We start from the raw sequence: 12,908 nt of genomic DNA, 5'->3' as shown, positions 1-12,908 counted from the left end.
TCCTGGTTCAATGTCCAGGATCTCGTTTCCCTCGATCAGCGCGGGTATTAACTCTAGCACGGTTTTTGGGCGGCTGCGCACCCGGTGCAGGCCCGGCCTCTTTCAAGGAGGCCGGGCCGCGCGGAGATGCTTACGGCTTGGGAACCAGGTACAGCACGCCAAGCGGGGGAACGGTCAGCGTGGCGGAGGCCGGCTGGCCGTTGCAGGCACCTTCAACGGCGTGCACAACGCCCATGTTCCCTACCCCGGAACCGCCGAACTCAGCGGCGTCGGTATTCAGTGCTTCCACCCACTCGCCGGCCCACGGCATTCCCAGCCGGAAGTCCTGGTGCGGGGCGCCGGCGAAGTTGGCTACGCAGACCACCGGATTTCCCTGGTGGTCCCAGCGGATGAACGAAAGGACATTGCGGGCGCCGTCGTTCTCATTGATCCACTGGAAGCCTGCGGGCTCGTTATCCCGGGCGGACAGTGCAGGCGTGCTGCGGTAGATCTCGTTAAGCTGCCGGACCATCAGCTGGACACCCTTATGCTGCGGGGTGTCGGTCAGGTACCAGTCCAGCCCGTACTGCTCAGACCATTCCGCTTCCTGCCCGAATTCAGTGCCCATGAAGATCAGCTGCTTGCCGGGGTGCGCCCACTGGAACGCCAGGTAGGCGCGCAGATTGGCCAGCTGCTGCCACCGGTCACCGGGCATCTTGCGCAGCAGGGAACCCTTGCCATGCACAACTTCGTCATGGCTGATGGGCAGCAGGAAGTTCTCCGTGTACGCGTAGACCAGGGAGAAGGTCAGCTGGGCATGGTGGTAGACCCGGTTGATCGGGTCCTCGGACATGTACTGGAGGGTGTCGTGCATCCAGCCCATGTTCCATTTGAGCCCGAAGCCCAGCCCGCCGGTGCTGGTGGGACGGGTGACGCCCGGGAAGGCAGTGGATTCCTCGGCGATCATCACAATGCCGGGCACCCGCTTATACGCGGTCGCGTTGACTTCCTGGAGGAAGGAGATCGCTTCCAGGTTCTCCCGGCCGCCGTGGATGTTGGGGGTCCACTGGCCTTCCGGCCGTGAGTAGTCCAGGTAAAGCATGGATGCCACGGCATCCACCCGGAGTCCGTCCACATGGAACTCTTCGAGCCAGTAGATCGCATTCGCGACAAGGAAGTTGCGTACTTCCCGGCGGCCGAAGTCGAAGACAAGGGTTCCCCAGTCCAACTGCTCGCCGCGGAACGGGTCGCCGTGCTCGTAGAGCGTCTGGCCGTCGAACTTCGCCAGCGCCCAGGGGTCCTTGGGGAAGTGGGCCGGAACCCAGTCCAGAATGACGCCGATGCCGGCCTGGTGCAACCGGTCCACGAGGTAGCGGAATTCATCCGGATGCCCGAACCGAGCGGTGGGGGCAAAGTAGGAAGTCACCTGGTAACCCCATGACCCGCCGAAGGGGTGCTCGGCTACGGGCATCAGTTCCACGTGGGTGAAGCCCTGCCACTGGACGTATTCGGCCAGCTGGTCGGCCATTTCCCGGTAGTTCAGTCCCAGGCGCCAGGAACCCAGGTGCACCTCGTACACGCTCATCGGCGAATTGTGCGGATCCCGGGTGGCCCGGGTCTCCATCCATTCGGCATCGCCGAACTCATAGGTGGACTCGACCACGCGGGAACCGGTCAGCGGCGGCACCTCGGTGCCCTTGGCCATGGGGTCGGCCTTTTCCCTCCAGACGCCGTCGCTGCAGAGGATTTCATATTTGTAGCGGGCACCCGGTTCCACACCGGGCAGGAAGATTTCCCAGACGCCGGAGCTGCCGAGGGAACGCATCGCGTTGATGGTGCCATCCCAGCCGTTGAAATCGCCCTTGACCCGTACCGCGCGGGCGTTGGGGGCCCAGACTGCGAAGCTGACGCCGGAGATGTCGCCCAGCACGGAATCGTAGTGGTGCAGGTTCGCGCCGAGGACCGTCCACAGGTTTTCGTGCCGGCCTTCACCAATCAGGTGCAGGTCAATGTCGCCCAAGGTCGGGAGGAACCGGTACGGATCGTCGAACAGCTGGGGCTCGCCGCCGTCGTACGTCACTTCCACCCGGTAATCCGGAACGGTGCCCGGGGTCGAAGCCGGAAGGGTTCCTACCCAGATGCCGTTGTACTCGTGCTGCAGCGGTACCCGGTTTTCGGGAGTCACGACCACGACTTCGCGCGCCAGCGGACGCAGCGTTCGAATGGTTACGGTTCCGGAGTCATCCGGGTGGGCGCCCAGGACCGCATGCGGCTGGTAGTAGCGGCCTTCGGACACGGCCTGAAGCACGTCCTCGGAAACCGGAATGGGCTCGGTGGAGACGGGAACGTCGGGCACCTCGGGCTCTGCGGTAGCGGATGTGGACCGCGACTTGCGTGGCTTATTCACTGTGCTCTCTTCCTGGCTCTCGTCCGCGCGTGCTGCGTTCTCGGCCTGCGCCAGAATGTGGCGGACGGCCGTCGCCGGCACGCTGATCCAGCGGGGGCGGTTTCGCATCTCGTAGACAACTTCGTACAGCGCCTTGTCCAGCCACAGGGCCAGGAACAGGGGGTCGCTGCGGTTGATGGTGGTGCCGGTTTCCTTCTCGTAACCGCGAAGGAAGGCGTCTGCCGCGGCTGCTGCCCACCGGTGGGCGGACTCGTTGCGCTCCTGCACGGATGCGGCCGGTTCGCCGGTACCCTCGGCGCCGTCGATCAGGGCGACGCCGGCGGCGTAGTCGATCGAGCGCAGCATGCCCACGACGTCGCGCAGCGGCGCATCGGGGACACTGCGTTCGGCGGCGGGCCGCAGCGGCTCGCCCTCGAAGTCAAGGACGATCCAGCCCCGGTCGGGCACCCGCAGCACCTGCCCAAGATGGTAATCGGCATGGATCCGCTGCAGGTTGGGTAGCGCCTGCAGGTGGCGAACCTGCTCCAGGAGGTACTCCACGGCGTCATCAAAAGGCCCGACGACGTCCCGTGCTTCCGCCCACGCCCACCGAATCCGGGAACTGAGGGATTCGAGGAATTCCTCGCGTTCCACCGGGCTGGGAGGCCGGCTGCCGAATGCTGCTGCCAACTGCTGGTGGATGCGGCCGGTGGCCGCACCCAACTCCTCGGCCTCCGCGGTGAAATCCCGGCCGGCAAGGGCCGCCGAGGAAGCGGTCCGCCAGGCGTCTTCGCTGCCGGGGAAGAATTCCCGCAGCACGGACAGGTGCCCGGTCAGCAGTATCTCGCCGGAGTCGTCCGCCGGGTCCGTCCAGGAACCGGTCACCCAGCCGTAGGTGGCCGGAACGTCCACCGAGCCGACCTCGGTCAGCCGTGCGCTGACTTCGACGTCCGGACTCTCCCCGGCGGCCACCACGCGGTAGAACTTCACGATCAACGGAGCTTCAGGGGCCTGCACAATCACGGAGGTGTTGGACTGTTCGCCCTTCAGGACCTTGGTGGGCAGCGGCGCCCGGAACGGCGCCCAGTCGGCGAAGCCGTCCAGGGCGAAGCCGTGCGTGTGCCCGTCCAGGGACGACACCTGGGAACGCATCAGTTCCAGCCAGGCGGTGACGAAGACCGGGTCGGCGGTCGCGTCGTACAGCCACCGCTCCCCCAGGTCTTCCTCATGCGCCCGGCCCAGCAGTGCGGCTTCCAGCTCGGGGACAGGTGCGCTGCGGTAGCTCACCGGCACGCTGATGACGTCACGGCGGTCCCCGGAGGCGACGGCGATGAGGTGGACTTCAAGTCCAACCTCGCCGGCCGGATCCTCGAGCCGGATCCCGCCGACCCTTTCCAGCAGGACTTCGCGGCCCTTTGCAGGGAACCAGCGTTGCCCGGGGAGCCAGGACGTCAGCATTTCGGGCAGGGACGGCGTCAACGGACTCATCTCCGTGCCGCCTCCGAGATCGGAATCATGGGAATGGCTTCGGTCTGGGGCGACGAAGTGTCAGACTTCACCGACCGCAGGCGCAGCCAATAGAAGTCGTGGCTGCCCAGGGTCAGCGTCAGGGAACCGTCTTCTCCGATGGTGGGGAAGAGCGTGCCGCCGAAAGCGTCCCGCAGTCCGCGGTTGGCGAACTCCGGCAGCTTCATGGACGCGGAGATGGGGTGCTGGGAGAGGTTGAAGATACACAGCACTGTCTCGCCCACCTCGCCCTCCGGGTTGTTGTCCGGCAGTTCGCGCACGAAGGCCAGGGCTGCTTCGGCATCGGTCGGCACGTTGCGGTAGGACCCCAGGCCGAAGGCCGGGTGGGCGCGGCGGACCATGATCATCTGCCGGATCCAGTGCAGCAGCGAACTCGAGCTGGCCAGCTGCGCTTCCACATTGACGTGGTTGTAGTGGTAAACCAGCGACTGCACCACCGGCAGGTACAGCTTGCCGGGATCGGCGGTGGAGAATCCGGCATTGCGGTCCGGGTTCCACTGCATGGGTGTGCGGGAAGAATCGCGGTCTTCCAGCCAGATGTTGTCCCCCATGCCCAGCTCATCGCCGTAGTACAGGAACGGGCTGCCCGGCAGGGCCAGCAGCATCGCGTGGATCAGCTCGATCTCCGACCGGGAGTTGTCCAGCAGCGGAGCCAGCCGGCGTCGGATGCCGATGTTGGCCCGCATGCGGGAATCCGGGGCGTACCAGCCGAGCATCGCCTGGCGCTCCTCATTGGTGACCATTTCCAGCGTCAGCTCGTCATGGTTGCGCAGGAAGGTTCCCCACTGTGCGCCGGCCGGAATCTCCGGGGTCTCTTCCATTGTCTGGATGATCGGAGCGGCCTTCTGGTCCCGCAGCGCGTAGAACAGGCGCGGCATGATCGGGAAGTGGAAGCACATGTGGCACTCGTCGCCGGTTTCGTCGCCGAAGTACTCCACCACTTCGTGCGGCATCTGGTTAGCCTCGGCGATGATGACGCGGCCCGGGTAGTTCTCGTCGACCATGGTGCGCAGGTCCTTGAGGAACCGGTGCGTGGCCGGGAGGTTTTCACAGTTCGTGCCGTCCTCTTCGAAGAGGTACGGGATCGCGTCGGCCCGGAATCCGTCGATGCCCTGGTCCAGCCAGAAGCGGACGACGTCGAAGATCGCCTCGACCACCTTGGGGTTCTCGAAGTTCAGGTCCGGCTGGTGGCTGAAGAACCGGTGCCAGAAGAACTGCCGGCGGACCGGGTCGAAGGACCAGTTCGATTCCTCGGTGTCCACGAAGATGATGCGGGCGTCTTCGTACTTCTGGTCCGTGTCGGACCAGACGTAGAAGTCCCCGTAAGGACCGTCCGGGTCGCTGCGGGACTCCTCGAACCACGGGTGCTTGTCCGAGGTGTGGTTCAGCGGGAGGTCGATGATGACGCGCAGTCCGCGGGCGTGTGCTTCTGCAACCAGGCGCTTGAAGTCGCTGATGGTCCCGAATTCGTCGAGGACATCGTAGTAGTCGGAGATGTCATAACCGCCGTCACGCAGCGGTGACTTGAAGAACGGCGGCAGCCAGAGGCAATCGATGCCCAGCCACTGCAGGTAGTCCAGCTTTTCGATCAGGCCGCTGAAGTCACCTGATCCATCCCCGTTGGCGTCCGCGAAGCCGCGGACCAGTACCTCATAGAAAACGGCCTTGCGGTACCAATGAGGGTCATTGGTCAAGCCGGGTGCGTGCAGTTGAAACGGGTTGGGCACTAGGAGTTCCTCCGAACTGACAGGATGTGCGCGGGTTCAAAGTGGGCGTCCAGGCGGACGTAATTGTGGGCTCCCCAGCGCCAGCTCTGGCCGCTGATCAGGTCATCCACCCAGAAGGTGCCGTCTTCGTTCAAATCCTGCGGGGCGAGGTGAAGCGCATCGAGGTCGAGCGTGACAGTGGATTCGCGGGCGCTGTGGGGGTCCACGTTAACCACAATAATGAGTGTGTCCCGGCTGGACGGATCGCCGGGGCGGGTCTCTTTGTATTTGGAGTAGACCACGGTGCAGTCGTCGGTGCTGGAGTGCACCGTGAGGTTCTCGAGGTCCCCCAAAGCGGGATGGGTACGGCGGATTTCGTTCAGCCGGGTGATGTACGGGGCGAGGCTGCGGCCTTCAGCTTCCGCTGCGGCGAAGTCCCGCTGCTTGTACTCGAACTTTTCGTTGTCGATGTATTCCTCGGCCCCGGGCCGGGCGACGTGCTCAAACAGCTCGTAGCCGGCGTAGACGCCCCACAGCGGGCTGCCGGTGGCAGCCAGCACGGCGCGGATCTTGAAGGCTCCGGGGCCGCCGAACTGCAGGAATTCGGTGAGGATGTCCGGGGTGTTCACGAAGAAGTTGGGCCGGAAGAAGGCCGACGACTCGCGGGATACCTCGGTGAAGTACTCCTCGATCTCTTCGCGGGTGTTCCGCCAGGTGAAGTAGCTGTAGGACTGCTGGAACCCGGCCTTGGCCAGTGCATGCATCATGGGCGGGCGGGTGAATGCTTCGGCCAGGAAGACCACGCCCGGGTACTCTTCGTTCACCTTGCCGATCAGCCATTCCCAGAACCGCAGCGGCTTGGTGTGGGGGTTGTCCACCCGGAAGATCTGCACGCCGTGGCTGATCCACAGCCGCACGATGCGCAGGATCTCCTGCGAGAGGCCCTCGTAGTCATTGTCGAAGTTCAGGGGATAGATGTCCTGGTACTTCTTCGGGGGGTTCTCGGCGTAGGCAATCGAACCGTCAACGCGGGTCGTGAACCATTCCGGATGGCTGGTCACCCAGGGGTGGTCCGGGGAAGCCTGCAGTGCAAGGTCAATGGCTACCTCAAGACCCAGTTCCCGGGCGCTGCCCACGAACGCGTCGAAGTCCTCGAACGTCCCCAGATCGGGGTGGATGGCATCGTGGCCGCCCTCGGGCGCGCCGATGGCCCAGGGCGAGCCGGGATCCTGCGGGCCGGCAACCAGGGTGTTGTTCGGCCCCTTGCGGTGCGTGGTGCCGATCGGATGGATGGGAGGCAGGTAAATGACGTCGAACTGCATGTCCGCAACGCGCTGCAGGCTGCGAGCAGCGGTGCGGAACGTCCCCGAGGTCCACTCGCGGGTGGCCGGATCCCACTGCGCACCTTCGGATCGGGGGAAGAATTCGTACCAGGCGCCGCGGCCGGCAAGCTCCCGCTCCACCAGGAGGGGGAAGCGGTCCGAGCTGGTGACCAGGTCGCGGATCGGATCGCGGTCGAGAATAGCGGTGACAGCTTCGGTTCCGGCGGCGGCAAGGCGTTCCTCGACCGGCAGCGCGGAGTCTGCGAGCGCTGCCGCAGCGGCGCGGAAGACCTCGGCGTCGGCGCCGCTGCGCTCGGCGGCAGCGGTGATGAACAGCTGGTGGCCTTCGGTGAGCATCAGCTCGACGTCGACTCCGGCGGCGATTTTCACCTCGGCGTTGTGGTGCCAGGTGGCGTAGACGTCCGCCCACCCCTCCACGGCAAAGCTCCAATGGCCCGTGCCGGCCGGGCGCAGCATGCCCTCCCAGCGGTCAAGCCCCAGGCCCACCGGGTGCATCCGGCTGCGGGCCGCGACGGTGCCCTCGGGGTCGTAGAGGACGGCACTGGCCCCTACCAGGTCGTGTCCCTCGCGGAACACGGTGGCCCCTATAACGAGGTCCTCTCCGGGCACGGCTTTGGCGGGGAATCTCCCGTACTCCACTACGGGCGCCACATTGGTGATTGGAATCCGGCCAAACCGGAGATCCTTCGAGGGCAGGTCTTCTGGTGTCAACGCGCTGGATGTGCTCACAGACTAGACGTTATCGAGAATCCGGGCAGAATGCTAAGGCAACGTACTTTTATGGAATCACCGCAGGTCGGCCATGGTTTGGCGGCGTTTTCAAGCAGCCTGGTATTTACCTGATTATTTGTCCGTCATTTTGGTTTATCCGACGCGTTAGTGCGCTAGCGTGACCGGGGTGAAGGCTATCCGCAGATTTACCGTCCGAACCGTCCTCCCGTCCAGCATCGCCCCATTGGGGAAGCTGGCCTCGAACCTCCGGTGGTCCTGGCACCAGCCGACGCTCAGGTTGTTTGAAAGCATCGACCCTGCTGCCTGGAAGTCCAGCGGCGGGGACCCCGTGAAGCTTCTCGGGACCGTGAGCCGGGAGAAGCTCGAGAGCATTGCACAGGATGAGCACCTGGTCTCCGTGATCGCCGATCTCGGCGCGGACCTGGACAAGTACCTCAACGAGCCCCGCTGGTACCAGGGCCTGGGTGACGACGCCCCGGCGTCCATTGCGTACTTCTCCCCCGAGTACGGCATCAGCGCCGTACTCCCCCAGTACTCCGGCGGCCTGGGGATCCTGGCCGGCGACCATTTGAAGGCCGCCTCCGATCTTGGAGTGCCCCTGGTTGCGGTGGGGCTGCTCTACAAGGCCGGGTATTTCAAGCAGGCACTCTCCCGCGACGGCTGGCAGCTGGAAACCTATCCCGTACTGGACCCCAATGCCCTGCCGTTGACCCTGCTGCGCGAGGAAGACGGCACCCCGGCGAGAATCACCCTGCCGCTCCCGGACAACCGCCAGCTTTCGGCCCAGATCTGGCGTGCCGACGTCGGGCGCGTACCCCTGCTGTTGCTGGACTCGGACGTCATCGGGAACGACGACGCCGCCCGCGGCATCACGGACCGCCTGTACGGAGGAGGCGGAGACCACCGGCTGCAGCAGGAACTGCTGCTGGGCATGGGCGGCGTAAAGGCCCTGCGCGTACACCAGCGGCTCACCGGGGCTCCGCCCGCCGAGGTCTTCCACAGCAACGAAGGCCATGCCGGCTTCCTGGGCGTAGAGCGCATCCGCGAACTGATGGACCAGGGCATGACGTGGGAGGAAGCGCTGACCGTCTCCCGCGCTTCGACGGTATTCACCACGCACACACCGGTCCCGGCCGGTATCGACCGGTTCGAGCAAACACAGATCCGCCACTTCTTCACCGCGGGCCTGGCACAGTCGGTCCCCACCGACAAGATCCTGGCCCTGGGCGCGGAGAACTACGAGGGTGGAGATTCGACCAAATTCAACATGGCAGTCATGGGCCTGCGGCTGGCCCAGCGGGCCAACGGCGTAGCCAAGCTGCACGGCGAAGTCTCCCGGGAGATGTTCTCCGGCCTGTGGCCGGGCTTTGACGTGTCCGAAGTACCGATCACGTCCGTGACCAACGGCGTGCACGTCCCCACCTGGATCGACCCGGAGGTCACTGCCCTCGCCAGCGAAAAGTTCGGCGTCGCCACCGTGCACGACCGCGACTGGGGCAGGGCCTACGAGCTTGATGACAAGGATCTGTGGGACCTGCGGCGGAAGCTGCGCAGCAACCTGGTCCACGACGTCCGGCGCCGCGTCAAGCGCGCCTGGCGGCGGCGCGGTGCCTCTGACGCGGAGCTGGCCTGGACGCAGCACGTGCTGGATCCGGACGTGCTGACCATTGGCTTTGCCCGCCGGGTGCCCACCTACAAGCGGCTGACCCTGATGCTGCGGGACCCGGACCGGCTCAAGGCACTGCTGCTGCATCCCACCCACCCCATTCAGGTAGTTGTGGCCGGCAAGTCCCACCCTGCCGATGAACAGGGCAAGAAAATGATCCAGGACCTGGTGCGCTTCACCGACGACCCTGAGGTCCGGCACCGGATCGTTTTCCTGCCCAACTACGACATTGCGATGGCTCAGACCCTGTTCCCCGGGTGTGACGTGTGGCTGAACAATCCGCTGCGCCCATTGGAAGCCTCCGGCACCTCCGGCATGAAGTCGGCCATCAACGGCGGACTGAACCTCTCCATCCTCGACGGATGGTGGGACGAGATGTTCGACGGCAACAACGGGTGGGCCATCCCCTCCGCCAATCCCAGCAAGGGAACGCGGACCCGGGAGGTCTACAACGCGGACCAGCGGGACGACATTGAGGCAGCCGCGCTTTATGACCTGCTGGAGAACTCAGTGGGGCCCATGTTCTACGGGACGGAGCCGCCGGCCGCTGCCGGCGCGGCCGGTCCTTCGGATCCGCCTACTGATTCCCTGCCGCACGAGTGGCTGGAAATGGTCAAGCACACCCTGGCGGATCTGGGACCGAATGTTTCCGCTTCCAGGATGCTCAAGGACTACGTGAACCGGCTGTACCGGCCCGCCAGTTCTTCCGGACGGTCCATGGCGGCGGACGGGTACACCGCTGCGAAGGAACTCGCCCTGTGGATCACACGGGTACGTGACGGGTGGTCCACTGTGCAGGTGGAAAACGTGGATTCCGTAGGCGTCAGCGAAAACCCGCAGATCGGCGACACCCTGACGGTGCAGGCCTATGTTTCCCTCGGCTCCCTGCGGCCGGAGGACGTCAGCGTGGAAGCCGCCTACGGCATGGTGACCGAGAACGACCGGATCAGCGAGCACCGCATCCAAGAGCTTGCGCCGACGGAAGACCTAGGGTCGGGCCGCCACCTGTTCACGGGCACCATCCGCATCGAGCAGGCCGGACCGTTCGGCTACACCGTCCGAGTGCTGCCGAGGCATTCCGGGCTGGCGTCGAAGGCTGAACTGGGGCTCGTCGTCAACGCTTAGCCGCGCCTTGGTGGCCGCGCCCTGGTGGCCGCGCCTTGGTGTCCGCGCCCTGGTGGCCGCGCCTTGGTGTCCGCGCCGGGCGTTCCGGAACGGCGGCAACGAAAATCCCCGCTCGCAGAGCTCGCGGGAATTATTAAAGCCGCCTAACCCGGAACGTCCGGAGCGGATTGGTGGCGTTCCGCACCTAACGTGGGACGGCCGGAGCCGGCCAGAGGCCTTCCTCACCTAACGTGGGACGGATCGTTGCCGTTGCCCCTCGATGGCGGCTGATCTCAGTGCTCAGGCGCGGTAGAGGCTGATCGAGTTCGCAGGAACGAGATCGGTGGTGCCCGACGGACGGATTTGGCCCCGGCGCTCCCCCGGATCCGAAGCGGTGGAGAAGACGAGTTCGTATCCGGAAGATTCACCAGGGGCAGAAATGTCCTCGAAACCGTTGCCCGTTTCGGCGGCCGCGCTGCGGACCGTCGGTGCGTCCGGAAGCCGGACTTCGACGTCGGACAGCGTGCCGTTGAGGACCATCAACCCGTTCAGCGAACCGTCTCCGGAGCCGATCAGGACCTGCACCACACGGGTGGCGGGATCGCTCCACTGTTCCGGTGTCATGGGCTTTCCCTCCTGATCGAACCAGAGCAGGAAGGACTGCCGGCGGTCGGCCGGGAAGCGGTACGGCTGGCTGGCGAGATATTCGCGGCGCAGGCGCAGCAGCTCACGGGTGGTCGAGAGCATGCGTTGCGCGGCGTCGTCGAGGTTCCAGTTCAGCCAGGAGAGCTCGTTGTCCTGGCAGTACGCATTGTTGTTCCCGCGCTGGCTCCGGCCGATTTCGTCTCCGGCCGTGAGCATGGGCACGCCCAGGGACATGGTGAGCGTAGCCATCAGGTTCCGGGCAGTCAGGCTCCGGGCAGCGTTGATCCGTTCATCGTCCGTGGGTCCCTCCATGCCGTGGTTGTAGCTGCGGTTTTCTCCCGTGCCGTCCCGGTTTTCTTCACCGTTGGCTTCGTTGTGCTTGCGCTCGAACATGGTCAGGTCGGAGAGGGTGAACCCGTCGTGGGCCGTGACAAAGTTGATCGAGGCCAGCGGTGTCCGGCCGGAGTGGACGAAGAGTTCGGCGGAACCGGCCAATGCACCCGCCAGCCGCGCCAGGGAACCTCCTTCCCGCCCCGCGGCAACGTCCGCTTGGCCGCGAAGCCAAAAGTCCCGGACAATGTCGCGGAAGTGGTCGTTCCAGTCGGCCCAGCCCTGCGGGAACCGGCCGGTTTGCCAGCCGTCCGGCCCCACGTCCCACGGCTCCGAGATCAGCTTTACGTCCTGCAGCACGGAGTCGGCTGCCACTGCTACGAGGAAAGGGTGCCTCGGATCGAACCGGCCGTCTGCGCCGCGGCAGAGCGAGGGGGCGAGGTCGAAGCGGAAACCGTCCACGTGGTACTCCTGCACCCAGTAGCGCAGGGAGTCCAGCGCCAGCTGGATGATCCGGGGTTCGCTGAAGTCCAGGGTGTTTCCGCAGCCCGTGGTGTCTACGTACCCACCGTCCGGGCCGTGCCGGTAATAGGTTTCGTCTCCCAGTCCGCGCCAGCTCAGCGCGGGCTGGTCGGGCTCACCCTCGGCCGTGTGGTTGTACACCACGTCCAGCAGGACTTCGATGCCGGCCTCGTGAAGGGACTTCACCATCCCCTTGAGCTCATCCTGCACCGCCTGGGCGCCGGCTTCCCGCGCGGCCCGCGTGGCGTAGGCATCATGCGGGGCGAAGAACCCGAGTGTGTTGTAACCCCAGTAATTTGCCAGCCCCAGCTCCTGCAGGTGCAGTTCGTCGGCATGGAAATGCACCGGCAGCAGTTCCACCGCAGTGATGCCCAGGTCCTGCAGGTACTGGACCATCACCGGGTGCCCCATGCCGGCGTAGGTGCCCCGGAGCTCTTCCGGAATCCCGGGATGCAGCATGGTCTGGCCCCGAACATGGGCCTCATAGATGACGGTGTCCCGCCAGGGGGTATGGGGACGGCGGACGGTGCCCCAGTCAAAGTCCCCGGCGGTGTACACCGAGTAATAGACCTGGCTCCCCTGCACCGGATCCGCTTCGATGCCGCGCCCGTAGGGGTCCAGCAACAGCTGGAAGCTGCCAGGCTCTGCCGGAAGGGACCGGCCCCGCGGCCAGAAGCCGTAGCGGCTTCCGGGCCGCAGGCCGTACACCCGGCCGTGGTGGATCCCGAGGACAGTGTCCGTCAGCGGGGCCGTGGACCAGTGGCCGGGAGCCGTCTCGTAGTACACATCGACGGCGGGCAGGCCCGGGGCGTAAACGGAGACATTGACGGCATCAGGGATGTCAGGCACACCTGAAACGGTGTGCCTGACGCCTAGCGGCAAGGGCCGCGAGTCCCGCTTCGAGGCGCTGCCCGCGGTGGTTCCGCCGATCACGTGTTCCATGTACGCCCTTTGCTGCCGGTGACCCC

At 65.4% G+C, this 12,908-nt stretch carries 5 protein-coding genes; 1 reads left to right on the top strand and 4 read right to left on the bottom strand.

Translation table 11 applies throughout. The features are described 5' to 3' along the window. Positions 1 to 130: 130 nt before the first annotated feature. From glgB to N2L00_RS02245, 3 genes are read right to left on the bottom strand one after another with little or no spacing between them, the layout of a single operon-like run. The gene (gene glgB / locus N2L00_RS02255) at positions 131 to 3,853 is read right to left on the bottom strand and encodes a 1,4-alpha-glucan branching protein GlgB (RefSeq protein WP_255863724.1); all 3,723 of its coding nucleotides are present in this window, start codon (positions 3,851 to 3,853) and stop codon (positions 131 to 133) included. Next, positions 3,850 to 5,619 (bottom strand): maltose alpha-D-glucosyltransferase, encoded by a 1,770-nt coding sequence (gene treS, locus N2L00_RS02250; RefSeq protein ID WP_255767510.1) that lies wholly within the window; start codon positions 5,617 to 5,619, stop codon positions 3,850 to 3,852. Before treS ends, glgB begins: the two co-directional genes overlap by 4 nt. Next, entirely contained in the window at positions 5,619 to 7,670 is a 2,052-nt protein-coding gene (locus N2L00_RS02245) for an alpha-1,4-glucan--maltose-1-phosphate maltosyltransferase (RefSeq protein ID WP_255767509.1), read from the bottom strand. The genes treS and N2L00_RS02245 overlap by 1 nt, the downstream gene beginning before the upstream one ends. A gap of 169 nt (positions 7,671 to 7,839) precedes the next feature. Here N2L00_RS02245 and glgP point away from each other — a divergent pair, with 169 nt between their 5' ends. Continuing rightward, on the top strand, positions 7,840 to 10,464 hold the full coding sequence (glgP, locus tag N2L00_RS02240; RefSeq protein WP_255767508.1) for an alpha-glucan family phosphorylase: 2,625 nt from the start codon (positions 7,840 to 7,842) through the stop codon (positions 10,462 to 10,464). A 279-nt stretch (positions 10,465 to 10,743) separates the two neighbouring features. On the opposite strand, the gene glgX is transcribed toward glgP, so the two are convergent. Continuing rightward, entirely contained in the window at positions 10,744 to 12,882 is a 2,139-nt protein-coding gene (gene glgX, locus N2L00_RS02235) for a glycogen debranching protein GlgX (protein WP_255767507.1), read from the bottom strand. Positions 12,883 to 12,908: the final 26 nt, after the last annotated feature.

The organism is Arthrobacter sp. zg-Y1171 (assembly GCF_025244845.1).
Lineage (GTDB): Bacteria > Actinomycetota > Actinomycetes > Actinomycetales > Micrococcaceae > Arthrobacter_B.
Note: the sequence above shows the minus strand (reverse complement) of the source record. Positions and strands in the feature narration are given on the sequence as shown.